The sequence below is a fragment of the Microbacterium sp. ZW CA_36 genome, assembly GCF_044987475.1.
In the GTDB taxonomy this organism is placed as follows: domain Bacteria; phylum Actinomycetota; class Actinomycetes; order Actinomycetales; family Microbacteriaceae; genus Microbacterium.
Genome location: NZ_JBJDRL010000021.1, coordinates 13,075 through 37,571, shown reverse-complemented (window position 1 = coordinate 37,571; position 24,497 = coordinate 13,075). Strand labels below are relative to the sequence as shown.

The window sequence follows — 24,497 nt, the reverse complement described above, 5'->3', positions numbered from 1 at the left end:
ACGCGCGCCTAGCGTGGCGGTATGAGCGACGTGACGATCTTCGCCCCCTCCCCGACGCTCACCGTCACCGTCGAGGAGCACGACGACGAGCCGGACATCCATGTCCACGCCGGCGGCCAGGGCGTCTGGCAGGCGCGCATGCTGCTGCGACTCGGTGTCTCGGTGACGATGTGCTGCAGTCTGACCGGCGAGATCGGGCGGATGCTGCGGCATCTGCTCGAAGACGAGGGCCTCACCGTCGCAGGCGTCGAGCGGCCCGGGAAGGGCTCGGCCTACGTGCACGATCGCCGCGGCGGCGAGCGTCGCATCATCGCCGAGACGGGCGGTGACCCCCTCGCCCGGCACGATCTCGACGAGCTCTACGGTGTGACCCTCCGCGAGGGACTCGCCTCCGGCCTGGCGATCCTCAGCGGACCGGCCGGCGACGAGACGCTCCCTGCCGACACCTACCGCCGGCTGGCCGCCGATCTTCACGCCGGGGGCGCCACGGTCGTCGTCGATCTCGCCGGCGCACGACTCGACGCGGCTGTCGAGGGCGGCGTCGACGTGCTCAAGGTCAGCGACGAGGAGCTGGCGAGCGACGGGCGTATCGACGACGACTCCGCAGCGGGGATCATGGCCGCGATGAGGCGGCTCCGGAAGGAGGGGGCGCGTGCCGTGATCGTCTCGCGCTCGCCCGAACCCATGCTCCTGCTCGATCCGGACGGATTCCTCGAGGTCACGGCACCGCGCCTGGAGGTCGCCGACACGCGCGGCGCCGGTGATTCGCTCACCGCAGGCGTGGCGGCCGGCATCGCGCGCGGCGAGAGCGTGCGCGAGGCGATCGTGACCGGCGCCGCCGCGGCCGCGCTGAACGTCACGCGACACGGGCTGGGAACCGGCGATCCCGACGCGATCGCGGCGCTGCGATCGGCGGTGACAGTAAGGCAGCTGCTCGATGAGGCCGAGGCGGGGATGGATCAGCCGGTGACGGGCCACGTCAGTCCGGACGGGCTCGCGGCCCTCGCAGAGCCGGCGGAGCATCCGCCGGGCGGGGCGCCGTCGGGCGGCTCGCCGCGGGCCGGGCACCCCGAGACGGCGGAATCGGGGAACCCGCGATGACCCGCACGCTCATCACCAATGACGACGGCATCGACGCCCCGGGCCTCCACTCCCTCGCCCGTGCCGCCCGTGACGCCGGTCTCGAGGTGACCATCGCGGCGCCCGTCCGGCAGTCCAGCGGCTCCAGCGCGTCGATCGTGGCCGCCGAGGAGGATGGCCGTATCGCGATCGAGCGCCGCGAGCTTCCCGGGCTCGAAGGCATCGCCGCCTTCGCGGTGCGCGGCGGCCCGGGGCTCATCGCCCTCATCGCGGCGCACGGCGCCTTCGGCGACCCGGCCGAGCTCGTGCTGTCGGGAGTCAATCACGGCGCGAACGTCGGCCGCGCCATCCTGCACTCCGGAACCGTGGGCGCTGCCTTGACCGGCGGCCTCAACGGGGCATGGGCGGCCGCGGTGTCACTGGACGTCGGCATGAATCCGGAGCAGTTCCATTGGGATGCCGCCTCCGCCGCCGCGATCGGCGTCCTGCCGTTCCTGCTCGAGCGGCCACGCGGGACCGTCGTCAACGTCAACGTCCCGAACGCGCCGGACAACCGCGGGGCGGTCGAGGCCGCCCTCGCCCCCTTCGGCATCGTGCAGACGACGCTGAGCGAGCGGGACGCCGGCCACATCCGCCTGGCGGTCGAGGACCTGCCGAACACCCCGCAGCCCGGCAGCGACGCCGCACTCCTGGCGGAGGGATGGGTCACGCTCACCGGCCTCGATACGGTGTCGCAGCTGCCACTCGGCTTCGAGGCGTCACGCGCATCCGCCCGCCCGTCGCGGTCGGCAGCCTCGCAGCGCGAGGCGTGAGGCGAACCCCGCGGGCTCAGCGATCAGCGGAAAAGATGAAGGCCTCCCCACACCCTGGGGAGGCCTTCCAAGAATGTTTCGCGCGATAGAACGCTGGTGCGCGATGCCTTAGCGGCGGAGTCCGAGGCGCTCGATCAGCGACCGGTAGCGGTTGATGTCGATGTCCTGGAGGTAGCCGAGCAGACGACGGCGCTGACCGACCATCAGGAACAGACCACGACGCGAGTGGTGGTCGTGCTTGTGCTCCTTCAGGTGCTCTGTAAGGTCCTTGATGCGCTGCGTCAGCATCGCGACCTGCACCTCGGGGGATCCGGTGTCACCGGGGTGCGTCGCGTACTCTTCGATGATCGCCTTCTTGGCGTCTGATTCGAGTGGCATAGATGGGATCCCCTTTCTCGTCGTTGCGCGGCGCCCGACGCCTGATGCGCGAGCTCTCTTTATCCGCGGCCGATCTAACGGCAACCTGAAGAGTCTACCAGCAGACGGATGCCGCGGCGAACGCGCTCACGCTGAGCCCGGGTACGTCCGAATCGGGTCGACGCTCGCCGGCATCCGGGCGTACGACGCCGAGAATCCCGTCCGCTGACCGTCGCCGCAACGTAGCCGAACCGCCGCAGATCGGCGGATTTCGGACGTCGCAGCCGACCGCGCGCCCCGGCGTCGCAGGGCGACCGTAGGGTGGCCACGTGGCATCGACGACCGACACGGCTCCCGTGACACGCGCAGAGCGACTGCCCTCCGCGCGCTGGATCACGGTGCAGTTCGTGCTCGCCGGAATCGTGTGGGGCTCGAGCTTCCTCTTCATGAAGGTCTCGCTGACCGGCATCTCCCCGGCGCAGGTCGCCTGGACCCGCATCCTGCTGGGCGCCCTCACGCTCGGCGCGCTCGTCCTCCTGCGCCGCGAGCAGCTCTCGCGCAGCCTCCGCGTCTGGGGCCACCTGACGGTGCTCGGGCTGACCTTCTGCGTCATCCCGTTCCTGCTGTTCTCGTGGGCGCAGCAGCACGTGAGCTCGGGCGTCGCGAGCATCTTCAACGCGACGACTCCCATCATGACCGCGATCATGGCCTGGCTGGTGTTCCGCGTGGAGCGCCTCAAGGCGGTGCAGGTCATCGGCATCGGCGTCGGCATCCTGGGCGTGATCGTGATCATCGCGCCGTGGCAAGGCGTCGCGCTGGGCGGCAGCCTCGTCGCCGAGCTGGCGATCCTCGGGGCGACCGCGAGCTACGGCTTCAGCTTCGCGTACATGCGGCGCTTCGTCTCGAACACGGGGATGTCGGCACTGGCGTTCACTTTCGGCTACATCGCCATGGCAGGCGCGGTGATGGTCGTGCTCACGCCGTTCCTCGTCCTGACCCCGGTACGCCTCGACGTGCCCATCGTCGTGAGCCTCGTCCTGCTCGGCTGCCTCGGCACCGGGATCGCGTACGTCTGGAACCAGAACACCGTCCGAGCGTGGGGTCCCACGCGCGCCTCCACCGTCACCTACATCACGCCGGTGGTCGGAGTCATCCTCGGCATCGTCATCCTGGGCGAGACGATCTCGTGGAACGAGCCCCTCGGCGCACTCGTCGTCTTCCTCGGCATCCTGCTCGCGCAGGACCGCCTACGCCGGCGACCGCGCTCCTGACACGCGCCCGATCGACTCTCCTCAGGCCGCGGCCCGGCGGACGCGCCCCGGCGTCTCACCGATCACGCGCGCGAAGGCGCGGCTGAACGCGGCCCCGGATCCGTAGCCGTGCGCGGCGGCGACCGCCGCGACGCTGCGTCCTTCGGCGAGCATCGCGCGCGCGGCGCGCATCCGCGCCGCCGACACATAGGTCATCGGCGGCGTGCCGACCACCGCGGTGAACCGCGCCGCGAAGACCGAGCGCGACATCGTCGCGCGGCGCGCGAGCGCGTCGAGAGTCCACGGGTGCCCCGGATCGCGGTGGACCGCGGCGAGTGCGGCGCCCAGCTGCGGATCCCGCAGCGCAGCGAGCCACCCGCTCGATTCCGACTCCTGGTCGGCCAGCCACGCTCGGACGGTCTCGACGACGAGCACGTCCGCCAGCCGCGTGGCGACGGCATCTCCCCCGGGCTTCGGCTCCCGCAGCTCGCGCGCGAGCAGCGGCAGGAGTGCCGCCATCACCGGATGCCTGGCCGAGTCGACGATGACGACCGACGGCAGCACCGCGAGCATGTCATCGACCGCGGGCGAGTCGAACGCGACCACACCGCACAGCATCGCCAGGGGCGGATCGGCGGCCTCCGGCCCGATCCTCAGCACCGAGAAGGCGTCGCCGAGCATCGTCTGCGGCAGGAGGTCGGCGCGTCCGACGACCTGCGCACCGGGACTCGTCGAGATGCGGTGCCCGATCCCCCGTGGCACGAGCGCGAGCATCCCGGCATCGAGCGGGACAGCGTCGGCACCCTCGACCTCGAGGTGTGCCGTCCCGTGCGCGACGATGTGGAAGCTGAGCGTGCTCGGAAACTGCGGCATCTCCACGGAACCCTCCGCGGACGCTTCCGTCCACGAATAGAACGCGCCGCGCATGCGGACGCGGTAGAGCGCGGCGGTCAGGGCGTCCTCCGTGTCCCACGGCATGGTGACGCTCATGAAGCCTCCCGGACGATCAGTCATGGAATACGTACTTCTGACGATAGATCATCCTGCGGGCGACTGCGAGGGTGGGTTCACCACCGAAGGGAGAACCTCATGAACATCCTCGTCATCGGCGCCACCGGCGGATCCGGCCGCGCCGTCTGCGATGCCCTGCTCGAACGCGGCCACCGGGTCACGGCGCTCGCGCGCCACGCCTCCTCGCTGCCGAGCCGCGCAGGTCTGGCGCGCGTCGACGGCGACGCCACACGCGCCTCCGTGCTCGATGGCGTCGTGCCCGGCCACGACGCCATCGTGGTGACGCTCGGCATCTCGGAGCCCCCGCTGAGGGTGCGGCTGCGCGGCGCTCAGGGCACCGCCGACGACGTGCGCTCGAAGGGCACGGCCGCGATCGTGGCGGCGGCGCGGCGCGCGGGCGTGAGCCGGCTCGTCGTGCAGTCGTCGTACGGCGTCGGCGACACGCGCGCCCTGCTGCGGCTCACCGATCGGATCCTGTTCGCACTGCTCATCCGCCCGCAGATCATCGACTCCGAGATTCAAGAGGGGGTCCTGCGGGGATCGGAGCTCGACTGGACCATCGTCCAGCCGGTGTACCTGACCGACGATGAGTCCGCCGAGCACTTCACGTCGACCGACGGCAGCATCCGCCGCAACAGAGTCGCCCGCCGCGGCGTCGCACGTGTCCATGCCGAGCTCGTCGAGAGCACCGACCGGGTACGCGAGACGGTGTCGGTCTCGGGCTGATCCGCGCACATGCAGAAGAGCGGATGCCTCGGATCGAGGCATCCGCTCTTCTGCGACGCTGCGGTCAGTCCTGCTGGAGGGCGCCCTGCAGCTCGAGCGTGATGGTGACGTCCTTGCCGACGAGCACGCCGCCGGTCTCGAGTGCGGCGTTCCAGGTGAGCCCGAAGTCCTCGCGGTTCACGACGGTCTTCGCGGTGGCGCCGGCCTTGTAGTTGCCCCACGGGTCGGTGCCGAAGCCGCCGAACTCGAACTCGAAGGTCACCGGCTTGGTGACGCCGCGGATCGTGAGGTCGCCGTCGACCAGGAAGTCGCCGTCGGCGATGCGGGCGCCGGTCGAGCGGAACTCCATGGTCGGGTGGTTCTCGGCGTCGAAGAAGTCACCGGAGCGGAGGTGGTTGTCGCGCCCCTCGTCCTTGGTGTCGACCGAGGTCACGTCGACGCTCGCCTCGACCTGCGCGTCGAGCGGGTTCTCGGGGGCGACGAGCGTCGCGCTCTTCATGCCGAACGTGCCGCGCACCTTCGAGATCATCATGTGGCGCACGCTGAAGGTGACCTCGCTGTGCGCGGGGTCGAGCACCCAGGTGCCTGCCTTGTAGCCGGGAACGTCGATCGTGGTGGTGTCGGTCATGGCCGTCCTTCGTGTGGGGTGGATCACCGCAGCTGCGGCGATGGGCTCGATGGACGTCAACGCGGTCGATGGGGAGATCTATTCCGGTGAATGAAAGATTTCTCATGCCGGACACGACGAAGGGGCGGATGCCGCAGCATCCGCCCCTCCGAACGACGAGGTTCCGTCCGTCTTCGACAGGCTCAGCCGACCTTGATGAGGTCGATGATGAAGATCAGCGTCTTGCCGCCGAGGAAGTGGCCTCCGGCGGGTCCGTACGCGAGGTGCGGCGGGATGACGAGCTCGCGGCGCCCGCCTTCCTTCATGCCGGGGATGCCGTCCTGCCAGCCCTGGATCAGACCGCGCAGCGGGAACTGGATGCTCTCGCCGCGGTTCCACGACGAATCGAACTCCTCGCCGGTCTCGTACTCGACGCCCACGTAGTGGACGGTCACGGTGTCGCCGGGCTTCGCCTCGGCGCCCTCGCCCACGACGATGTCGCGGACGACCAGGTCGGCAGGCGCCGGTCCGGCGGGTGCGTCGATCTCGGGCTTGGTGCGGTCGTCAGTCATGACACCATCCAACCATCCCGTGATCGCGGATGCCGGATCAGTTCGCCGTCAGGGGAACCGCCGAGCGTTCTCTTGACACTCGCGCGGCCCCCCGGCATCCTGGTCGCAGACCAACTCAGCGCTCGGTAGACACGCAGGCATCGCCGCGGCACCGAGCGCTGAGTCTTGATATGGCCGGATCACGCGGATGTCCGCCCCTACGGCGCGAACATCGCCGCGCGCGTCGCGGCCGTCTTCTCCAGGAGGGCCCGTTCCTCGGTGACCGCATGCGGGTCGCGGCCGGTGATGGCGCGCTGGCGGGTGGCGGCGAGCGCGGTGGCATCGACGATGAAGGTCCTCATGAGCGCCGTGCGGTCGCCGCGCAGTGTGCGCGCCCAGCCCAGCGCCGCCTTGCGGCCGGCCGAGGTCGCGAGCATGTCGACCTCCTGCGGCGTGAACCACCCGGCGGCCGCGTAGTCGCCGAGCCGGCGCCTCGTGAGCCGGGATTCCTCACGCCGCAACGCGATGATGCCGAGGATGAAGCCGATGAAGAGGGGCACCTGCAGCGTGAGGTAGAGCACGAAGAAATCGCCGAACATCGCGGAGCCGTTCCAGAAGGCGTGCAGCGCGATGGCGCCGGCGAGCCCGACCAGCCAGGGACCGACGGCCTGCCCGGTCGAGAGGCCGCGGCGTGCGGCGAGGCCGAGCGCGAAGCCGGTGACGCTGGTGAACATCACGTGCGCGAACGGCGACAGGATGCCGCGGAGGAAGAACGTCATCGAGGTCTCGGCAGCGCCCCCCTGGATGAAGCTCACCGCGAAGTACTGGATGTTTTCGGTGAACGCGAAGCCGGCCCCGATGAGCGCGCCGTAGACGATGCCGTCGACCGGGCCGTCGAAGGCGCGTCGCGCGGTCGCGAAGATGAGGAAGACCCCGAGGCCCTTCGCGAACTCCTCGACGACCGGGGCCTGCACCACGGTCTGGAGCACCTCGCGGGCGCCGGTGGCGGGGCCGAACGCCATCGACAGCAGCAGGTCGATGCCCAGTGCGATGCCGACGGCGGCGATGCCGCCCCAGCCCACCGCCAGCATCAGCAGCGAGCGCGGCTCGGGCTCCCATCGGTCGACGATGCGCACGGCGAACAGCACGCCGATCAGCGGCACCACTGCCAGCAGCATCCCGATCAGCGAGGCGCCCGGTCCCAGCGCGTTGAGGAAGTAGCCGATGAGGGCGATCAGGATGAGGACGAGGATGCCGACGATCCAGATCGACGCCGTGCGCCCGCGGCGCGGCGCCACCGCGGTGGGGATCTGCACCGGGGCCGGCGAGGTCGCCGGCGGCGCGATCGTCGCGGGAGTCGCGTTGCGCGGCTGCGCGAGGGCGGAGGCGAACTCGGGCGGAGTGAGCGAGGGCCGCGGCCGGGCGGCACCGGGGTCGTGCGTCATGCGCTCAGCCTATGGCTGCACAACGCTCCACCGCCGCGCGAATGCAGGTCGCCCGTCGGCGCGGGCGTCCGGCTAGGTTGGGGGAATGCGCTTCGCCCATGTCGTGCCGCCGCGGTCGGCCGAACCGAGGCTTGCACTCATCGAGGGCGACGAGGCGATCCTCGTGGAGGCACTGTTCGACGGAGCTCCGCGCGTCCTCGAGGAGCTGATCGCCGGCGGCGACGCGCTGCTGGCACGCGTGCGGGATGCCGCGGGCCAGGGCACGCGGCATCCGCTCGACACGATGGGCTTCGCGTCGGCGCTCCTGACACCGCCCGTGATCCTCGCGATCGGCCTGAACTACGCCGCGCACTCCAGCGAGCTGGGGCTGAAGACGGACTCCACCCCGACCGTGTTCGTCCTCTGGCCGAACTCACTGGCGGGGCACGACGGCACGACGATCTGGCCGCGTTCGCTGAGCGAGTCCGTGGACTACGAAGCGGAGCTCGGGGTCATCATCGGCACCCCGGCGAAGGACGTCTCCCCCGAAAACGCACTCGACCACGTGTGGGGCTACACCGTGGTCAACGACATCACGGCGCGCGACATCCAGTACTCCGAGGCCCAGTGGTCGCGCTGCAAGTCGTTCGACGGCTTCACGCCCACCGGCCCGTTCGTGGTCACGGCCGACGAGATCCCCGATCCGCAGGACCTCCACATCTGGACCGTGCTGGACGGCACGACCCTGCAGGATGCGACAACCGGCCAGATGGTGCGGCCCGTCGCGACGCTCATCTCGCACCTGTCGAAATCAGCGACCCTGCTGCCCGGAACGCTCATCTCGACAGGCAGCCCCGGAGGCGCCGGCTACTCGCGCGATCCGCAGGTGTTCCTGCGCGACCGTTCGACCGTCACCGTCGGGATCGACGGCATCGGCGCGCTGACGACCCACTGCCGCATCCTCGGCTGATCACACGACGATGCCCCCGCTCCGATCGGGAGCGGGGGCATCGCGTGCAGCTGATTCAGCGGGTCACGGGCAGGTGATCGTGCCGCCGGTGTTGAGCTCGTACTCTCCGGGAGCCATCCCTTCGCACAGCTCCTGCAGGGCCGCGCCGGCACCGTTGACCAGCACGATGACGATGATGATCGTCGCGATGATGCTGAGGACCAGGAAGATCCAGCCCAGGATGATCGCCACCTTCGCGGGGGTGTTCTTCACCCCCGCCTTCTTGCTCTGCGAGCGCGCGACATAGCCGAGGATCAGGCCGACCAGCGACGCGAAGAACACGACGACGAGGGCGACGATGCCGAGGGTCTTGCCCGGCACCGGAGCGTCCGCGGGCGCGGCAGGCGCATCGGCGGGCGGCTGAGGCGCAGTCGGCTCCGACGCGGGCTGCTGAGGCGGCTCGGGTGCGGCCGGGTTCTGCGGATCGGTCATTTCTCGCCTTTCGTTCGAGTCTCCTGACGTTATCGATCCGGAGCCTCCCGCGGCAACAGATCAGCGAGAGTCGGCGGCCTGCTCCACGACCACGTCCTCCGGCGCCTGCTGGATCGGGATCGCGGCGGTCACCGTCTCGAGCCCGGAGAGTCGGGCGGGCGACAGCTGCTTGGCGACCTGCTCGCGTGACATGAGACCCGCCTCGACGACGAGGTCGGCGACGCTGTGGCCGGTGAGCAGCGCCGTCTTGGCCAGTGCCGCCGCGGCCGCGTAGCCGATGAACGGCGTGAGCGCCGTGATCACGCCGACGGACGAGCCCACCATGGCGCCGAGACGCTCGCGGTTCGCGGTGATGCCCTCGACGCAGTTCACGCGCAGCGTGAGGATGGCCTGGCGCAGCCAGGTGATCGACTGGAAGATCGAGTGCGCGATCACCGGCTCGAACGCGTTCAGCTGCAGCTGCCCGCCCTCGACGGCCATCGTCACGGTCAGATCGGCGCCGGCGATGGCGAACGCCACCTGATTGACGACCTCGGGGATGACCGGGTTGACCTTGCCGGGCATGATGCTCGAGCCTGCCTGGCGAGCCGGGAGGTTGATCTCGCCGAACCCTGCCTGCGGGCCGGACGAGAGCAGCCGGAGGTCGTTGCAGATCTTCGACAGCTTGATCGCGTTGCGCTTCAGCGACGCCGAGAACGACATGAACGAACCGGTGTCGCTCGTCGCCTCGACGAGGTCGTTCGCGGTCGCGAGGTCGAGGCCGGAGATCTCTCGCAGGTGCCGCAGCACCACTGGAGCGTAGGACGGGTCGGTGGTGATGCCTGTTCCGATGGCCGTCGCGCCCATGTTGATCTCGTAGAGCAGGTACGCGTTCTCGGTGAGGCGCTGGTGGTCGTAGCCCAGCGTGGTCGCGAAGCCGTGGAACTCCTGACCGAGGGTCATCGGCACGGCATCCTGCAGCTGCGTCCGGCCGACCTTCAGGACGTCGTGGAACTCCACCGCCTTGGCGAGGAACGCCCGGCGCAGCAGGTCGAGCTCTTCGAGCAGGGTCTTGAGGTCGAGACCGAGCCCCACCTTGACCGCGGTCGGGTAGACGTCGTTCGTCGACTGGCTCCGGTTGGTGTCGTCGATCGGCGACAGGAACGCGTAGTCGCCCTTCGGTCGCCCCGCGAGCTCGAGGGCGAGGTTCGTGATGACCTCGTTCGCGTTCATGTTCGTCGAGGTGCCGGCGCCGCCCTGAATCACGCCGACGACGAACTGGTCGTGGAACTGCCCGTCGATGACGAGCTGCGCGGCACGATCGATGAGATCGGCCTTGGCCGGATCGAGCACCCCGATCTCACGGTTCGCGCGGGCGGAGGCCTGCTTCACCATGGCGAGCGCGCGCACCAGGTCGGGATAGACCGAGATCGGCCTCTTCGAGATCGGGAAGTTCTCCAGCGCGCGGGCGGTGTGGATGCCCCAGTACGCGTCAGCGGGGATCTCCAGGGATCCCAGGGAGTCGGTCTCGATGCGGGTTCGCGTCATTGCGTCCAGTGACATGTGTGTGGTGTCCTCGTGGGTCGTTCACAGCGGTGTGCCGGGATGCTTCGAGACTACTCGCGACACCTTCGCGCCGGCCTATACGCGGCGTACAGCGAACCGGGTCGCCGCGTACACGGGGGCGGCCCGCCGGCGGAGTTCGAGCGCGCTCAGTGGGGCTTGCGCGAGAACGCCTCGAGCCGCTGCTCGGGCGTGAGCCGCGACATCCGCTCCACCCATTCCGCGGAGAAGACGTCGGCGGTGGGCGCCTCGACGACGGGGACGACGGCGTGGGTGATCGTGTCGTCGTATACGTGCACGAGGTGGAAGGACTGGCCGGCATCCATGCCGTTCACGTCGACCGCGGCCCGCGCCAGGTTCATCGTGTAGCAGGTGGCGGCGGCGACGCTCACCGGGACGCCCGCGAACGTGCCGCTCGTCGAATAGTGCAGGTGCCCTGCGAGGATCGCGCGCACGTCGGTGCCCGCGATCACCTCGGCGAGGCGCCCCTGGTCTCGCAGCTCGAGGATGTCGAACAGGGGCACATGCGACGGCAGCGGCGGGTGGTGCAGCGCGAGGATCGTGCCGAGCGGGGCAGGGGTCTCGAGCACGGCGCGCAGCCACTCCAGCTGTGCGGTGTCGAGATCGCCGTGGTGCCAGCCGGGCACCGTCGAGTCCAGCCCGATGAGCCGCAGGCCGCCGAGATCCCACACTCCGGTGACGGGCTCCTGCGTCGGCTCGAGTCCGAGCAGGTCGCGGCGCAGCGCCGGCCGCTCGTCGTGGTTGCCTGCCACCCACACCACGGGAGCACCGAGGCGCTCGGCGACCGGCTCGACGGCTTCGCGCAGGGCCCGGTAGGCCGCCGGCTCGCCGAGATCCGTCAGGTCGCCCGTGAACACGATCGCATCGGGACGGATGCCGGTGGCCTCGACCGCGACCAGCGTTCGTGCCAGGTTCGCCGCGGTGTCGAAGCGCCCGCCGAGCGGCGGGTTGCCCGCCAGCAGGTGCGTGTCGCTGATGTGCAGCAGCGTGCGCCGGGCGGCCGGATGCTGACCGAACTGCACGGACGCGGCGGAACCCACGCGCCCGGCGGATTCGGGCGTTGCACCGGCGGCGCCGGAAGCGGGCGTGGGGACCATGGGCCCCAGCCTAGGCGCTCGTGCCGACACCGCTCATGCGGCGGACGGCCGTTGCGCCTCAGTGGTTGAACAGGATGAGGAGCAGCCCGCCGAGGACGGCGGCGGCGCAGACGCCGAAGCAGAGATAGGCGGCCACGAGGGCCACACGCTTCTGACCATCGGTCAGCGGACTGCGCTTGGCGGCCTTCGCGGCAGCCTTCTCGGCGCGGCGCGCTTCCTTCTCGGTGATCACGGTGATGGCGTCGGTGAACTCGGCGGGCGCGACGACCGGCGCGCGGCCGGCGCGCACGAGGAGACGCAGGCCGAGCGCGTAGAAGCCGACGACGAGGACGGCCGAGGTGAAGGCCGCGATGAAGACCTGTACGAACGATTCCCAGTGGATGGTCATCGCGGGCCTCCGCTCTTCGGGCCGTTCGCGGATCGCTCGGCGGCCTTCGCCGCCTTCGCCGCCTTCTTCGCCGCGGTCTGCGCGGCTGCCACGCGCCGCGCCTCTTCACGGGCGATGGCACGCTGGCGGCGTGTGGGCGGCGGGTTGCGCTTGACCTTGACCGCGCGGCCCGAGTCCGCGACCTCGCTCATCGCGTTCGCCGCCGTCACCTCGTCGCGGCGCGAGCGCAGGAAGAGGAACAGGATGATCGCGACGGCGAGCACGGCGTCGATGATGACGCCCCAGACGGGCAGCCACACGACGATCAGAGCAGCCACGGCGCCGACCGCGCCCGCGGCAGGGAGGGTCAGGACCCAGCCCACCATGATGCGGCCCGCCGTGCGCCACCGCACCTGGGACCCCCGGCGTCCGAGGCCGGATCCGATGACCGAGCCCGACGCGACCTGGGTGGTCGACAGCGCGAAGCCGAGGGCGCTCGAGGCGAGGATCGTCGAGGCCGTCGACGCCTCGGCCGCGAAGCCCTGAGCCGGCTTGACCTCGGTCAGCCCCTTGCCGAGCGTGCGGATGATGCGCCAGCCGCCCATGTAGGTGCCGAGGGCGATCGTGATCGCGCAGGCGAACACCACCCAGGTCTGCGGTTCGGGGTTCGATGCGGACTGCAGGCCGGCCGTGATGAGCAGGAGCGTGATGATGCCCATGGTCTTCTGCGCGTCGTTCGTGCCGTGCGCCAGAGCGACCAGGGACGACGTGAAGATCTGCCCGAAGCGGAAGCCGTCGCGCCCGTCGGGCTTGCTGTCGTAGCGCCGGGTGAGCGCGTAGGCGAGCTTCGTCGCGGTGAAGGCGATGAGCCCGGCGGTGACCGGGGCGATGAACGCCGGCAGGATCACCTTCGACATCACGACACCGAAGTCGACCGCCGTGACGCCGACGCCGACGATCGTGGCGCCGATGAGCCCGCCGAACAGCGCGTGCGAGGACGACGAGGGAAGCCCCAGCAGCCACGTGAGCATGTTCCAGGTGATGGCGCCGATGAGGCCGGCGAGGATGATCTCCGGGAAGATGTCGTGGGAGATCTGCTCCTCGTTGATGATCCCGCCCGAGATGGTCTGAGCCACCTCCGTCGACAGGAACGCGCCGACCAGGTTGAGGACCGCTGCGAGGAGCACCGCGGTCTTGGGCTTGAGTGCACCGGTGGCGATGGGCGTGGCCATCGCGTTCGCCGTGTCGTGGAAGCCGTTCGTGAAATCGAAGAACAGCGCCAGCGCGATCACCAGAACGATGATGAGGGTTGCGGTTTCCACCGTTCGCTTTCGGTGAGGAGGAGTGGAGAGATGGTGCCGACGAGATCGGCGCGACGAACGAACAGTTCACCAAGAATTCAGGTACCGGCAACCGGCCAGGAAGAATCCTACATCGGCGACCCTGACGGTCAACTCGGAGGCGACTAGCGTGGAACGGTGACTCTCAGCGACCCCGTACCCGCCCCGTCCGCCCCTGCCGCCGGCATCCGTCCTCCGGTCGCCGACAGCAGGATCACCGTCCGCTCGCACCACGGCGACGACGTCGAGGACCGCTACGAGTGGTTCCGTGAGAAGGAGGACGCCGCTGTCATCGCCCACCTCGAGGCAGAGAATGCCTACACGCAGCAGCGCACCGCCCACCTCGAGGGGCTCCGCGAGCGCATCTTCGGCGAGATCAAGGGCCGCACGCTCGAGACCGATCTGTCGGTTCCGACCCGCCGCGGCCAGTGGTGGTACTACGGCCGCACCGTCGAGGGCAAGCAGTACGGCATCCAGTGCCGTGCGCCGCTCGCCTCGCCCGACGACTGGACGCCGCCCGAGCTCTCCCCCGACGTCGAGGTGCCCGGTGAGCAGATCCTGCTCGACGGCAACATCGAGGCCGACGGTCACGATTTCTTCTCGCTCGGCAGTTTCGAGGTCACGAGCGACGGCGCCCTGATGCTCTTCGGCGTCGATGTCGCCGGCGACGAGCGCTACACGGTGCGCGTGCGCAATCTCGTCACCGGCGAGCAGCTGCCCGACGAGATCCCCGACACCTTCGCCGGTGCGACCTTCTCCCCCGACGGCCGCTTCATCGTCTACACGACCGTGGACGACGCGTGGCGGCCCGACACCGTGTGGCTCCACGAGCTCGGCACGGCCGTCGAGGACGATGCGAAGCTGTTCCACGAGCCCGATGAGAGGTTCTGGGTCGGCGCCGGATTCACCCGCAGCGACCGGTTCCTCGTCATCGGCCTGGGCTCGTCGATCACCTCGGAGGAATGGCTGCTGGATGCCGACGACCTGCGCGGCGAGCCGCGCGTCGTGTGGCCGCGCACCGAGGGCGTCGAGTACGACTCCGAGCACGCCGTCGTCGACGGCGAGGACGTGCTCTTCATCCTCCACAACGACGACGCCCTCGACTTCGAGCTGGTGCGGGTGGCGGCATCCGACCCGGCCGGTGAGCGCGCGGTCGTGATCCCGCATCGCCCTGGCGAGCGGCTGCTGGGCGTGTCGACGTTCCGCGACTGGGGCGTCGTCGGCTATCGCCGTGGCGGGCTCGCCCGGCTCGGCATGCTGGACTACGCGACCAGCGAGGTCAGCGAGATCGCGTTCGACGAGCCGCTGTACTCGGTGGGGACCGGCGGCAACCCGGAGTGGGCTCCCCCGCTCCTGCGCCTCGGCTACGGATCATTCGTCACGCCGGGCACCGTCTACGACCTCGACGTCGCGACCGGCGAGCTGCACCTGCGCAAGCGCCAGCCGGTGCTGGGCGGCTACGAGCCCGACGACTACGCGCAGGCGCGAGTGTGGGCGACCGCCCAGGACGGCACCCAGCTCCCCATCTCGCTGGTCTACAAGCGGTCGTTCGGCGACGCCGGCGCCGCGCCGCGCCCCGTGCACCTGTACGGCTACGGGTCGTACGAGCACTCGATCGAGCCCGGGTTCTCGGTTCCGCGCCTGTCGGAGCTCGACCGCGGGGTCGTGTTCGCCGTCGCCCACGTGCGCGGCGGGGGCGAGATGGGCCGTCAGTGGTACGAGGACGGCAAGCTGCTCAATAAGCGCAACACGTTCACCGACTTCGTCGACAGCGCCCTGCATCTCATCGACCACGGCTACACGACCCCGTCGCAGCTGGTCGCCGAGGGCGGTTCGGCCGGAGGACTCCTGATGGGTGCGGTGGCGAACCTGGCGCCCGAGCTGTTCGCCGGCGTTCTCGCCGACGTGCCGTTCGTCGACGCGCTCACGACGATCCTCGACCCGTCGCTGCCATTGACCGTCATCGAGTGGGACGAGTGGGGCGACCCGCTGCACAACGCCGACGTGTACGACTACATGAAGTCGTACTCGCCCTACGAGAACGTGCGGACGGATGTCGCCTACCCGCGCATCCTCGCCGTCACCTCGCTCAACGACACCCGCGTGCTGTACGTCGAGCCGGCCAAGTGGGTCGCGCGGCTGCGCGAGGTCGGTGCCGACGCGCTGCTGAAGTGCGAAATGGTGGCCGGTCACGGCGGCGTGAGCGGTCGCTACAACGCCTGGCGCGAGCGCTCCTTCGAGCTCGCCTGGCTCCTCGACGTGCTCGGCGTGGCCGACGCCTGACGGGCGGCGCGGCACGCCGGCGGTCAGTCGCGACTCCGCCCGGTGAGTGGTCTCGATTCCTCCCAGAGAGGGGCGATACCGGCACCGCGGGTCCGAACACTTGAAAATCGCCACTGAACTTCCGGTTCACACAGCCCTGAGGTGAGCCGTGTGAACCGGAAGTTCATCGACATCCTGGTGCCCACCGACCTGAAGTGAACCGTGCGAACCGGAAGCTCATCGACGTCCTCGCTGTGTCGCGATGCGAGCGCCAGATCCCGCAGGCCGACCAGCGGATCCCGCAGATCGAGCGGGTCCCTCGAGGCGAGGCATCCGCTCGCCCTCCGGTTCGACGCCAGAGACGTCAGCCGAAGAGGGCGGCGGCTTCCTCGTAGCGGTAGAGGGGGACCGTGTTGAGCTCGCCGAGGGCCTCGGCGAAGGGGACGCGCACGATGTCGGTGCCGCGCATGGCGACCATCTGGCCCCACGCGCCGTCCATGATGGCGTCGGCGGCGTGCAGGCCGAGGCGGGTGGCGAGCACGCGGTCGAAGCCCGACGGCGAGCCGCCGCGCTGGATGTGGCCGAGCACGGTCGAGCGGGTCTCGATGCCGGTGATGCGCTCGATCTCGGGCGCGAGGACCTCGCTGATACCGCCGAGGCGCGGGCGGTTGAACGCGTCGAGGCCCTTGTCGCTGAACGCCTCGTCCATGCCGGTGAGGGTGAACCCCTCCGAGACCACGACGAGCGGCGCACGTCCGCGGTCGTGGGCCTTCGTCACCTGCGCGCAGATCTCGTCGATCGACATCGGCACCTCGGGGATGCAGATGGCGTGGGCACCGGCGGCCATGCCGGCATGCAGGGCGATCCAGCCGACGTGGCGGCCCATGACCTCGGCGACCATGCAGCGCTGGTGCGAGTCGCCGGTGGTGCGCAGGCGGTCCATCGCGTCGGTCGCGATGTTGACGGCGGTGTCGAAGCCGAAGGAGTAGTCGGTCGCGCGCAGGTCGTTGTCGATCGTCTTGGGGACGCCCAGCACGTTGATGCCGTCGTTCGCGAGGCGGTTCGCCGCGGCGAGGGTGCCCTCGCCGCCGATCGCGATGATGCCGTCCAGGCGGTGGCCGTACATCGTCTTCGCGATGTTCTCGGCGCCGCCGCGCGGGCCCTCGTACGGGTTCGTGCGGCTCGTGCCGAGGATCGTGCCGCCGACCTTCGACAGGCCCTTCACCTCGTGCCGGGTCAGCGGGAAGAAGTCGCCGTCGACGACACCACGCCAGCCGTCGCGGATGCCGACGAACTCGAGGTCATAGGTCGTCGTCCCCTTGAGCACGACGCCGCGGATGACCGCGTTGAGTCCGGGGCAATCGCCGCCGCTCGTCAGGATGCCGATCTTCATAGCTGTGTTCCTCGCTGTCGGGTGAAGAGAGTCGGCGACGCTGCCTCCCCCGACATTAGTGCCGGACGCGCCGCCCTGCCACACGAACCGCCCGGTCCCGCGCCGACGAGGAAGGGCGGCGCGATTCCGCGCCGCCCTTCCTCGCTTTACGGACTACGCCGCGCCGAGCGCCTGCCGCAGCACGTGCATGAGCGCGGACAGCTGCACCGAGTCGCTCGACTGCGGGTCGACGGCCTCGCCGTCGAGCGCCCGCGCTGCCAGCCCCTGCTTGGAGTCGATCAGCTCGGCGATCTTGGTGTCGATCGTGTGCGCCGCGATGATGCGCCACGCCGTGACCGGCTCGTCCTGGCCGATGCGGTGCACGCGGTCGATGGCCTGCGTCTGCTCGGCGGCCGTCCATGACAGCTCGGCGAGCACGACGTTCGACGATGCCTGCATGTTCACGCCGACGCCCGCAGCAGTGAGCGAGCAGACGGCGATGCCGACGTCGGGGTCGGTGTTGAACGCGTCGATCGCCTGCTGGCGGGCGGCCGTCGCCTGATCGCCTCGCAGCGACACCGTCTTCAGACCGGCCGCGGCGAAGTGCGCCTCGGCGGCGTCCATGACGTCGATGTGCTTGGCGAAGAACACGACCTTGCCGACCGAACGCTGCAGCTGCACCGCATAGTCCGCCGCGAGCACGGCCTTGGCCTGACCGATCTTGCGCACCATCGTGAAGACGTTCTCCGAGCCGGTGCCGGCGGCCTTCGACTCCTCGAGCTCGTTCTGCGCGACCAGGCGCACGATGTCTTCGTCGATGTGGCCGGGGCCGTGGCCGCGGTCGCCGCGGGCGTCGATGATGCGGCGGTAGCGCGCGGCGAGCCGCTCACCGAGCTCGCGCTCGGCCTGACGGATGGAGCGCCCGAACTCGTCGTCCAGCTGCACCGGCAGGTCGGCGATGAGCTTGTCGGGCAGGTCGGCGGCGACATCCTTCTTCTTACGCCGGACGATCCCCATCGAGATGACGGCGTCGCGCGCTTCGGGGTAGAACGACTTGTCGGCGGGCGTCAGCCCCGTCTCGTCGAGTTTCTCCATGAGCTCTGGACCGGGCTTCTCGCCGGTGGTCCAGCCCAGGAAGCGCCAGATCGCGTCGAAGTCCTCGACGTCGTTGATGAGCGGCGTGCCCGTGAGAGCCAGCAGGAGCGGATCGCGCACCTGCTCACGGATGCGCGTCGCGAGGGCCAGCACGTTCTGCGACCGCTGCGACGTCAGGTTCTTGATGAAGTGCGCCTCGTCGACGACCATGCCCTTCAGCCCGATCGAGCTGAGCCACGACAGGTGCCGGTCGAGGATCTCGTAGTTGACGATGAAGACGTCGGCGAACGCGTCGATGTCTTCGCCGTCGCCCTGGATCACCGTCGCGCGACGGTGCGGCGTCCAGCGCTCGACCTCGCGCGCCCAGTTCATCTTCACCACGTTGGGGACGACGGCCAGGAGCGGGTACGCGTTCGCGACGGATGCCGCGAGCACCGACTCCGCCGTCTTGCCCAGGCCCGGCTCATCGGCGAGGAGGAACGTGCGGTGCCCGGCGCGCACGGACTCGAGGAACCGCGACTGGTGCGGCATGACCTCGAGGCCCCTGGGCGACAGGCGGTCGAACTCGGGCACGGGCGGGAGCTCCATCGTGGCGCTGCCGCCACCGGCACCGATCTCGAACGCCTTGTACAGCGGGCCCATGAGCTCCCAGCTGTCCAGGCGGCGGCGCGGCGTCTGCTTGGGGCCTCGCGCCGACAGGTCGGGCGCCAGGAACGGGTTCGCCTCGCGCCGCGCCACGACCTGCTGCGGCACGACCTGGCGCTCGACCAGCGCGGCCGGCACGACGGGCGTCGCGACCGGCGCGACGTCGGTGATGATGAGCTCGTCGGGTGCGAGCTCGGCGCCCGACTCGAGCAGCCAGTCCCGGCGCATGCGGCGCGCGACCGGCGAGGTGGCCTGGTCGACCTCGAGCAGCTGGATGAGCGAGGTGTCGCGGGCGGCGGTCTTCGCGAGGATGGTCGCGACGCCGTCGAGCCGCTTCAGCAGCTCGGCGCGCGCGGCATCCGTCAGCTCGGCGTCGCCCTTCACACGGGCGCGCTCCTCGCGCACCAGGAACGCGATGACCTGGAACTTGACGCGGTTGGTCGGGCCCAGCTTTCCGCGCTGGGCCTTGGCCTCGACCTCTCGCACCTTGCGGGCGAGGATCGGGATGATCGGGGCCTCGTCGTCGCGACGTGCGGACGAGGTCTTGCGGCGACGCTGCGCCGTCTGGGCGGGTGCCGTGGTCGGCATGCTCCTCCTGAGCGTGAGTGCCGGCTCGGGACCGGCGAGGATCGGATGACACCGATGGTTCTGCGTGCTCCCGCGGGCGGCGCAAGCGCCGTCGCGAACGCGGGATCGGGGATGTTGCGTCGGCGGTCGCGGGCACTCGCTTCTGCGAGCTGCGACATCGTCAGCGGTTCTTCCCTCGTGCCATTCTACGGGACGGGGGCCGGGTCGAGGGAAGCAGGCCCGCCGAAGGGATGCAGATTCGAGATGCGGGCGCCGCGGGATCAGCCCCAGAGCGTCGCGACCACGTCCTCGGTGTACCCGTCGGGCGCGAAGTTGATCCACGCCGTCGTCACCAGGCCGCCGTCGCCGACGTAGTGCGTCTCGCCGCGGGTGTACTCGTTGTCGTCGAGCGTCACGCCCTTCTGCTCGATCCGGCACACGGTGCCGTCGCCGAGCGCCTCGCAGCCGAAGCCGGCCGCGGGCAGCGCCGCGAGGACCGCATCTGCCTGGTCGCCGTCGATCACGGTGACGTTCGTCGCCAGACCGTACTCGCTCGGCTGGCCCCACGAGCATCGCAGCGTCGGAGCGCCGCTGTGGATGATCTCGAGAAGATCGGCGTTCTCGGTCGACAGCATCGTGACGCCGGGGTCGTTGAGCGGCGGATTGGCCGACTGCAGGCCGGCGAGCATTTCGGCGGAGTAGATCTCCTCGCACGCGGCCGGCAGCTGGAAGCCCGCCTGCGGCTCCTCGGTCTCGACCGGTGACACCGAAGGGGCCGGGGTCGGTTCCTCCACGGTGATCGAAGGGCTGCTCGACGGCGTGGCAGCCGGCTCGGGGCGACAGCCCGCGACGACGACGGCGAGCGCAGCGAGCGCCACGCACCCGACCACGACCCGCTTCCACCGGCTCTGCTCGACCGTTCCCACGTCACCCGTCCTCTCGCGCCACCGGAGGGCGCCGCGATATCGACCCTAACGACGAGGACGGACGGATGCCGCCGGCCACGCCGCCCGGCCACCCGACGCGGGACGGACTCAGGGTCCGGCGTACGCGCTCTGCCACTCCGAGAGCGTGTGGGGGTCGTCGGTCACGATGCCGTCGACGCCGAGCGCGGTGACGGCATCCCACTGCGTGTCGTTGTTCAGCGTGTACACGACCACGCGCGCGCCGGCCGCGTGCAGCTCGTCGACGATGCCGGGGCGCGCCAGCACCGCTTTGCGGCTGACCACCACGCCCCGTGCGCCGGACTCGGCCACGGCGCTGACGACATCGGAGGGCAGATGCTTGAGGATGAGCAGCCGCGACAGCACCTCCGACTCCGTCGCGGCGAGCGCCAGGGTCCGGGCGTCGAAGCTGGCGAAGACCACTCGCCGCTCGAGGCCGCGCGCGGCGACTTCGGCCACGGCCGCGTCGACGGCGGCGGCATCCCATCCGCCCTTCAGCTCGACGATCGCGCGGCCGTCGGCGGCGACGAGCGCGTCGAGGAACTCGGCCAGCGTCGGAACGGGCGTTCCGGCGTAGGCGGGATCGAACCACGAGCCCGCATCCAGCGCGAGCACCTCCGCCAGCGCGAGCGACGACAGCCGGCCGTGGCCGTCCGTGGTGCGGTCGACCGTCTTGTCGTGCATGAGCACCGGTTGGCGGTCGGCGGTGAGTGCGACGTCGACCTCGACGTAATCGAATCCGGCGGCGAGCGCGGCGGTGATCGCGGGGAGCGTGTTCTCGGGGGCGGTGGCGGCGCCGCCGCGATGGCTGGCGATGAACGCGGCCTCGCCGGGCGTCCTCTCATCCCCCATCAGCTCGCGCGAGCTGACACGTGCGGGGGTCGCGCCGAGGACGGCGATGATGACGCTCGCGATGGCGAGCACACACATGACGGACAGGGCGTGGATCCGGTCGCGAGCGCGATCGGAAGCCGCGGAGTAGGGCATCGGGCATGTCCTCCGAGGTTCGTTCACACGTCACCGTCGACGTGGTGCGGATCACTCTACATGCGCCGTTACTGTTTCGTTACTTAGGATTCGCGCTGGTTCGCCTCACGGCGATGACGGCGTCCCACAGCGCCTCGGCGACGTCGCCCTTGCTCCCCCGGCGCGCCGCGACGACCTCGCCGTCCGCGTCGATCACCGTGACCGCGTTGTCGGCGGCCTCGAACCCCTTCGCCCAGCCGACCTCGTTCACGGCCAGCAGATCGGTGCCCTTGCGCGCGGCCTTGCGGCGTCCGCGGTCGAGGAGGGTCTCGCCATCGCCCGGCGTCTCGGCGGCGAACCCGACGATCGTCTGGCCGCCGCGACGGCGGCGGACCAGCCCGGCGAGGATGTCGTCGTTCTCGATGAGGTCGAGCGTGATCCCGCCCGCGGGCGCGGAGTCCTTGGATCGCTTGAGCGGCGACACCTCGGCCACGCGGTAGTCGGCGACGGCCGCCGCCATCACGATGACGTCGGCAGCGCCGGCCTCGGCGTCGACGGCGGCACCGAGCTCTGCCGCGGTTCCGGCGCGCACCACCCGCACACGCGGGACAGCGGATGCCGTGGCCAGCACGCCGTCGTCGACATGGGCGGCGACGAGCACCACGTCGGCGCCGCGGTCGGCGGCGGCCAACGCGACGGCCACGCCCTGGCGGCCGCTCGAGCGGTTGCCGATGTAGCGCACCGGATCGATCGGCTCGCGGGTGCCGCCGGCGCTCACGACGACGCGGAGCCCGTCGAGGTCGGCGGGCCGGCCGCCGGCCGCGGCGAGCGCGGCGTCGAGGATCGCCTCGGGCTCCGACATCCGTCCCGGCCCGCTGTCGCCGCCGGTCAGCTCGCCGCTCTCGGGGCCGACCACGATGACCCCGCGCTCGCGCAGCGTCGCCATGTTGTGGACGGTCGAGGGGTGGCGCCACATCTCGGTGTGCATCGCCGGCGCCACGACGACCGGTGCCGTGGTGGCGAGTAGGGTCGTCCCCAGGAGGTCGTCCGCGAGTCCCGCGGTCATCTTCGCCAGGGTGTTCGCCGTCGCGGGCGCCACGATCACGAGGTCGGCCGCCTGGCCGAGCGAGACGTGACGGACCCGCGCGACATCATCGTGGACGGAGGTCGTCACGGGGTGACGGCTGATCGCCTCCCATGTCGGCAGCCCGACGAACCGGAGGGCGTCGTCCGTGGGGACGACATGCACCTCGTGCCCCGCCTTGACCAGCAGGCGCACGAGCTGGACGGTCTTGTAGGCGGCGATGCCACCGGTGACCCCGACTACGACGAACACCCTCCGATCTTGGCACGCCCGCCCGACTCCCCGGCCCCACAGCCGGACGACACCCCCGAGGAGCCCTCTGCATGTGCACCGTTGTGATCCGCGTCCCGGCGTCGGCCGACGAGCCCACAAGCGTGCTCGCGATCCGCGACGAGGACCCGGATCGGCCGTGGAACCCGCTCGGCCGGTGGTGGCCAGAGCCTCACGAGGGCGTCGTCGGGGTGCGCGACGTCCGCGCCGGCGGCGCGTGGCTGGCGGCCGACCCGGAAGCGGGCCGGCTCGCCGTGCTCCTCAACCGCGCCGACGAGTCCTCGCGCCCGGAGTCCGAGCTCGTGTCACGGGGCGGCATCGTGCTCGAGTCCGTCGCTGGCCGCTCTCCGGCGGGCGAACCGGCGACGCACGGCTTCAATCTCGTCGAGGTCGACGGCGCGCACGCACGCGTGCTCACGTGGGACGGCGTGGCCCTGCGCACGGTCGACCTCCCGCCCGGCACGCACATGATCGCCCACGACGACGTCGACGACGACGCAACGCCGCGCATCGCCCGGTGGCTGGACGAGTTCCGCTCGGCGGAGCCCACGGGCGAAGGACGCTGGTGGATGCCGTGGGTCGAGGTGCTCGAGCGGTCCGCCGAGCTCGCACCGACCGACGACGATGCGATCATCCGCGACAACCGTCCGTACGGCTACCCCACCCTGTCGCTCCTCGCGTGCGTGGCGTCGGTGTCGGCGGACGACGTGGAGGTCCACTACGGCGAGCTGGCGCACCCCGGCGAGTGGGGCGGGCTCGCGCTCGAGTAGAGTCCGGCCTGCGCGTGAGCCACGTCTTCCACGTCCCGGTCTACTGGAAGGCCGAGATGCAGTCGGTCTTCTGACCCACCGGCGGCATTAGGCCCGACCGCTTCCCGCGGTGGCTTTGTCGCGACGGCGCTGTTAAGTTCGTGCCCATGGGCCTCGCCACCAAGATCATCACAGGAGCCACGGCCGCCGTCGTCGCGGGCCTCGTCGCCTTCGCCGTCGTCCCGGCGCTCGCGTCCAACACCGCCGCACCGTCGCCCGCGTCGGCGACTCCCACCGAAGAGCCGACCGCGGCCACCGCGACCGACGACGACGCAGCAGACGCCGACGCCCCGCTGACCGAGCTGCCCGACTGGGCGAAGACGGGCACGCTCTGGCTCATCTACCCGGACGGGTTCGAGTGCGAGGGCACCGAGGGGTGCCCGAACGACTACCGCGCCATATTCGGGGAGCCCGCGGACGTGCTGCCCGCAGGCGTCGAGTACTACGACCCCGCGAAGCACCTCTACAACCCGGCCACGAACACCGGCTTCGTGTTCCCCAAGGGGCACACGATGGTCGTCACCCCCGACCAGTAGCCGCCACAGACAACCGAAGGCCCTCCTCCCGCTCCGGGAGGGGGCCTTCGTCCGCTCGCGCCTATTCGGTCATCCCGCACCGAATCCAGTTCTGCAGACGCCAGATGACGTTGTAGAGGTTCAAGGGAGCGCGATCGTAGGTGTCCCACCGCTGGCCGACGTGGGCCGTCCAGCCAGGGATGCGGCCGCAGCAGACGCGGTGGCCGAAGAGGCGGAAGAGGGTGTCGCAGAGCATGCCACGCATGAGGGGTTGTCCTCTCGATGGTCGCCGCCCCGGGTGGGGCTAGCGTTGGCAGCTGCTCATGCGATCAATCCCTTCGG

The 24,497-nt window shown here is 70.5% G+C and carries 24 protein-coding genes; 8 read left to right on the top strand and 16 right to left on the bottom strand.

The genetic code is table 11. The annotated features are described in order from the left end of the window. The first annotated feature begins 21 nt into the window (after positions 1-21). Both ACI3KX_RS11050 and surE read left to right on the top strand, forming a co-directional pair. Positions 22-1,101 carry a 1-phosphofructokinase family hexose kinase gene (locus ACI3KX_RS11050; RefSeq protein ID WP_404909768.1) on the top strand — a complete coding sequence of 360 codons (1,080 nt, stop codon included), beginning with the start codon at positions 22-24 and terminating at the stop codon, positions 1,099-1,101. After that, positions 1,098-1,892, top strand: a complete 795-nt coding sequence (surE, locus tag ACI3KX_RS11045; RefSeq protein ID WP_363357724.1) for a 5'/3'-nucleotidase SurE — start codon at positions 1,098-1,100, stop codon at positions 1,890-1,892. Before ACI3KX_RS11050 ends, surE begins: the two co-directional genes overlap by 4 nt. Positions 1,893-2,000: 108 nt before the next feature. Here surE and rpsO read toward each other — a convergent pair whose 3' ends face one another. After that, entirely contained in the window at positions 2,001-2,270 is a 270-nt protein-coding gene (gene rpsO, locus ACI3KX_RS11040) for a 30S ribosomal protein S15 (RefSeq protein ID WP_056121136.1), read from the bottom strand. Between the two features lie 308 nt (positions 2,271-2,578). Here rpsO and ACI3KX_RS11035 point away from each other — a divergent pair, with 308 nt between their 5' ends. Beyond that, the gene (locus ACI3KX_RS11035) at positions 2,579-3,520 is read left to right on the top strand and encodes a DMT family transporter (RefSeq protein WP_404909766.1); all 942 of its coding nucleotides are present in this window, start codon (positions 2,579-2,581) and stop codon (positions 3,518-3,520) included. Positions 3,521-3,541: 21 nt separating this feature from the next. On the opposite strand, the gene ACI3KX_RS11030 is transcribed toward ACI3KX_RS11035, so the two are convergent. Further along, positions 3,542-4,513 (bottom strand): cupin domain-containing protein, encoded by a 972-nt coding sequence (locus tag ACI3KX_RS11030; RefSeq protein ID WP_404909765.1) that lies wholly within the window; start codon positions 4,511-4,513, stop codon positions 3,542-3,544. Between the two features lie 75 nt (positions 4,514-4,588). On the opposite strand from ACI3KX_RS11030, the gene ACI3KX_RS11025 reads away from it, so the two are divergent. Beyond that, complete coding sequence (locus tag ACI3KX_RS11025; RefSeq protein ID WP_363357726.1) at positions 4,589-5,236, top strand: NAD(P)-binding oxidoreductase; 648 nt, start codon at positions 4,589-4,591, stop codon at positions 5,234-5,236. A gap of 64 nt (positions 5,237-5,300) precedes the next feature. Here the strand turns inward: ACI3KX_RS11025 and ACI3KX_RS11020 are convergent, their stop codons facing one another. The 3 genes from ACI3KX_RS11020 to ACI3KX_RS11010 all read right to left on the bottom strand — a co-directional run bounded on the left by ACI3KX_RS11020 (position 5,301) and on the right by ACI3KX_RS11010 (position 7,839). Beyond that, the gene (locus ACI3KX_RS11020) at positions 5,301-5,864 is read right to left on the bottom strand and encodes a YceI family protein (protein WP_308869745.1); all 564 of its coding nucleotides are present in this window, start codon (positions 5,862-5,864) and stop codon (positions 5,301-5,303) included. Between the two features lie 182 nt (positions 5,865-6,046). Continuing rightward, complete coding sequence (locus ACI3KX_RS11015; protein WP_331912438.1) at positions 6,047-6,415, bottom strand: FKBP-type peptidyl-prolyl cis-trans isomerase; 369 nt, start codon at positions 6,413-6,415, stop codon at positions 6,047-6,049. Between the two features lie 197 nt (positions 6,416-6,612). Beyond that, positions 6,613-7,839, bottom strand: a complete 1,227-nt coding sequence (locus tag ACI3KX_RS11010; protein WP_404909762.1) for a PrsW family intramembrane metalloprotease — start codon at positions 7,837-7,839, stop codon at positions 6,613-6,615. An 85-nt stretch (positions 7,840-7,924) separates the two neighbouring features. Between ACI3KX_RS11010 and ACI3KX_RS11005 the strand changes: the two genes are divergently transcribed. Continuing rightward, entirely contained in the window at positions 7,925-8,788 is an 864-nt protein-coding gene (locus tag ACI3KX_RS11005; RefSeq protein ID WP_404909761.1) for a fumarylacetoacetate hydrolase family protein, read from the top strand. A 63-nt stretch (positions 8,789-8,851) separates the two neighbouring features. Here the strand turns inward: ACI3KX_RS11005 and ACI3KX_RS11000 are convergent, their stop codons facing one another. The 5 genes from ACI3KX_RS11000 to ACI3KX_RS10980 form a co-directional block, all read right to left on the bottom strand. After that, the gene (locus ACI3KX_RS11000; protein ID WP_404909760.1) at positions 8,852-9,259 is read right to left on the bottom strand and encodes a DUF4190 domain-containing protein; all 408 of its coding nucleotides are present in this window, start codon (positions 9,257-9,259) and stop codon (positions 8,852-8,854) included. 60 nt (positions 9,260-9,319) lie between these two features. Continuing rightward, positions 9,320-10,801: an aspartate ammonia-lyase gene (locus ACI3KX_RS10995; RefSeq protein WP_363357728.1), complete on the bottom strand. Its 1,482-nt coding sequence runs from the start codon at positions 10,799-10,801 to the stop codon at positions 9,320-9,322. Between the two features lie 149 nt (positions 10,802-10,950). Next, on the bottom strand, positions 10,951-11,919 hold the full coding sequence (locus ACI3KX_RS10990; RefSeq protein ID WP_404909758.1) for a phosphodiesterase: 969 nt from the start codon (positions 11,917-11,919) through the stop codon (positions 10,951-10,953). Positions 11,920-11,977: 58 nt separating this feature from the next. Next, positions 11,978-12,307 (bottom strand): peptidase, encoded by a 330-nt coding sequence (locus ACI3KX_RS10985; RefSeq protein WP_331908233.1) that lies wholly within the window; start codon positions 12,305-12,307, stop codon positions 11,978-11,980. After that, a complete protein-coding gene (locus ACI3KX_RS10980) occupies positions 12,304-13,608 on the bottom strand; it encodes an anion permease (protein ID WP_404909756.1) in 1,305 nt (434 codons plus the stop codon). Before ACI3KX_RS10980 ends, ACI3KX_RS10985 begins: the two co-directional genes overlap by 4 nt. A 156-nt stretch (positions 13,609-13,764) precedes the next feature. Between ACI3KX_RS10980 and ACI3KX_RS10975 the strand changes: the two genes are divergently transcribed. Next, positions 13,765-15,909, top strand: a complete 2,145-nt coding sequence (locus ACI3KX_RS10975) for a S9 family peptidase (protein ID WP_404909754.1) — start codon at positions 13,765-13,767, stop codon at positions 15,907-15,909. Between the two features lie 343 nt (positions 15,910-16,252). Here ACI3KX_RS10975 and ACI3KX_RS10970 read toward each other — a convergent pair whose 3' ends face one another. From ACI3KX_RS10970 to coaBC, 5 genes are all read right to left on the bottom strand, one after another. Continuing rightward, positions 16,253-17,281: an ATP-dependent 6-phosphofructokinase gene (locus tag ACI3KX_RS10970; protein ID WP_363357732.1), complete on the bottom strand. Its 1,029-nt coding sequence runs from the start codon at positions 17,279-17,281 to the stop codon at positions 16,253-16,255. A 153-nt stretch (positions 17,282-17,434) separates the two neighbouring features. Further along, entirely contained in the window at positions 17,435-19,588 is a 2,154-nt protein-coding gene (locus tag ACI3KX_RS10965) for a DEAD/DEAH box helicase (protein ID WP_404909752.1), read from the bottom strand. Positions 19,589-19,848: 260 nt separating this feature from the next. Then, complete coding sequence (locus tag ACI3KX_RS10960; protein ID WP_363357734.1) at positions 19,849-20,493, bottom strand: hypothetical protein; 645 nt, start codon at positions 20,491-20,493, stop codon at positions 19,849-19,851. Positions 20,494-20,601: 108 nt separating this feature from the next. Then, positions 20,602-21,498 (bottom strand): glycerophosphodiester phosphodiesterase, encoded by an 897-nt coding sequence (locus tag ACI3KX_RS10955; RefSeq protein ID WP_404909751.1) that lies wholly within the window; start codon positions 21,496-21,498, stop codon positions 20,602-20,604. A 79-nt stretch (positions 21,499-21,577) separates the two neighbouring features. Further along, a complete protein-coding gene (coaBC, locus tag ACI3KX_RS10950; RefSeq protein ID WP_363357736.1) occupies positions 21,578-22,813 on the bottom strand; it encodes a bifunctional phosphopantothenoylcysteine decarboxylase/phosphopantothenate--cysteine ligase CoaBC in 1,236 nt (411 codons plus the stop codon). Positions 22,814-22,884: 71 nt separating this feature from the next. Here coaBC and ACI3KX_RS10945 point away from each other — a divergent pair, with 71 nt between their 5' ends. After that, entirely contained in the window at positions 22,885-23,601 is a 717-nt protein-coding gene (locus tag ACI3KX_RS10945) for an NRDE family protein (RefSeq protein WP_404909749.1), read from the top strand. Positions 23,602-23,747: 146 nt separating this feature from the next. Continuing rightward, on the top strand, positions 23,748-24,176 hold the full coding sequence (locus ACI3KX_RS10940) for a hypothetical protein (protein WP_404909747.1): 429 nt from the start codon (positions 23,748-23,750) through the stop codon (positions 24,174-24,176). 61 nt (positions 24,177-24,237) lie between these two features. Here the strand turns inward: ACI3KX_RS10940 and ACI3KX_RS10935 are convergent, their stop codons facing one another. Continuing rightward, the gene (locus ACI3KX_RS10935) at positions 24,238-24,420 is read right to left on the bottom strand and encodes a hypothetical protein (RefSeq protein ID WP_404909745.1); all 183 of its coding nucleotides are present in this window, start codon (positions 24,418-24,420) and stop codon (positions 24,238-24,240) included. Positions 24,421-24,497: the final 77 nt, after the last annotated feature.

Excerpts from the sequence above, each read along its gene's own strand:
- ACI3KX_RS11050 (WP_404909768.1), top strand. The coding sequence starts at position 22 with ATGAGCGACGTGACGATCTTCGCCCCCTCCCCGACGCTCACCGTCACC.
- surE (WP_363357724.1), top strand. The coding sequence starts at position 1,098 with ATGACCCGCACGCTCATCACCAATGACGACGGCATCGACGCCCCGGGC.
- rpsO (WP_056121136.1), bottom strand. The coding sequence starts at position 2,270 with ATGCCACTCGAATCAGACGCCAAGAAGGCGATCATCGAAGAGTACGCG.
- ACI3KX_RS11030 (WP_404909765.1), bottom strand. The coding sequence starts at position 4,513 with ATGACTGATCGTCCGGGAGGCTTCATGAGCGTCACCATGCCGTGGGAC.
- ACI3KX_RS11025 (WP_363357726.1), top strand. The coding sequence starts at position 4,589 with ATGAACATCCTCGTCATCGGCGCCACCGGCGGATCCGGCCGCGCCGTC.
- ACI3KX_RS11020 (WP_308869745.1), bottom strand. The coding sequence starts at position 5,864 with ATGACCGACACCACCACGATCGACGTTCCCGGCTACAAGGCAGGCACC.
- ACI3KX_RS11015 (WP_331912438.1), bottom strand. The coding sequence starts at position 6,415 with ATGACTGACGACCGCACCAAGCCCGAGATCGACGCACCCGCCGGACCG.
- ACI3KX_RS11010 (WP_404909762.1), bottom strand. The coding sequence starts at position 7,839 with ATGACGCACGACCCCGGTGCCGCCCGGCCGCGGCCCTCGCTCACTCCG.
- ACI3KX_RS11005 (WP_404909761.1), top strand. The coding sequence starts at position 7,925 with ATGCGCTTCGCCCATGTCGTGCCGCCGCGGTCGGCCGAACCGAGGCTT.
- ACI3KX_RS11000 (WP_404909760.1), bottom strand. The coding sequence starts at position 9,259 with ATGACCGATCCGCAGAACCCGGCCGCACCCGAGCCGCCTCAGCAGCCC.
- ACI3KX_RS10995 (WP_363357728.1), bottom strand. The coding sequence starts at position 10,801 with ATGTCACTGGACGCAATGACGCGAACCCGCATCGAGACCGACTCCCTG.
- ACI3KX_RS10990 (WP_404909758.1), bottom strand. The coding sequence starts at position 11,919 with ATGGTCCCCACGCCCGCTTCCGGCGCCGCCGGTGCAACGCCCGAATCC.
- ACI3KX_RS10985 (WP_331908233.1), bottom strand. The coding sequence starts at position 12,307 with ATGACCATCCACTGGGAATCGTTCGTACAGGTCTTCATCGCGGCCTTC.
- ACI3KX_RS10970 (WP_363357732.1), bottom strand. The coding sequence starts at position 17,281 with ATGAAGATCGGCATCCTGACGAGCGGCGGCGATTGCCCCGGACTCAAC.
- ACI3KX_RS10965 (WP_404909752.1), bottom strand. The coding sequence starts at position 19,588 with ATGCCGACCACGGCACCCGCCCAGACGGCGCAGCGTCGCCGCAAGACC.
- ACI3KX_RS10955 (WP_404909751.1), bottom strand. The coding sequence starts at position 21,498 with ATGCCCTACTCCGCGGCTTCCGATCGCGCTCGCGACCGGATCCACGCC.
- ACI3KX_RS10945 (WP_404909749.1), top strand. The coding sequence starts at position 22,885 with ATGTGCACCGTTGTGATCCGCGTCCCGGCGTCGGCCGACGAGCCCACA.
- ACI3KX_RS10940 (WP_404909747.1), top strand. The coding sequence starts at position 23,748 with ATGGGCCTCGCCACCAAGATCATCACAGGAGCCACGGCCGCCGTCGTC.
- ACI3KX_RS10935 (WP_404909745.1), bottom strand. The coding sequence starts at position 24,420 with ATGCGTGGCATGCTCTGCGACACCCTCTTCCGCCTCTTCGGCCACCGC.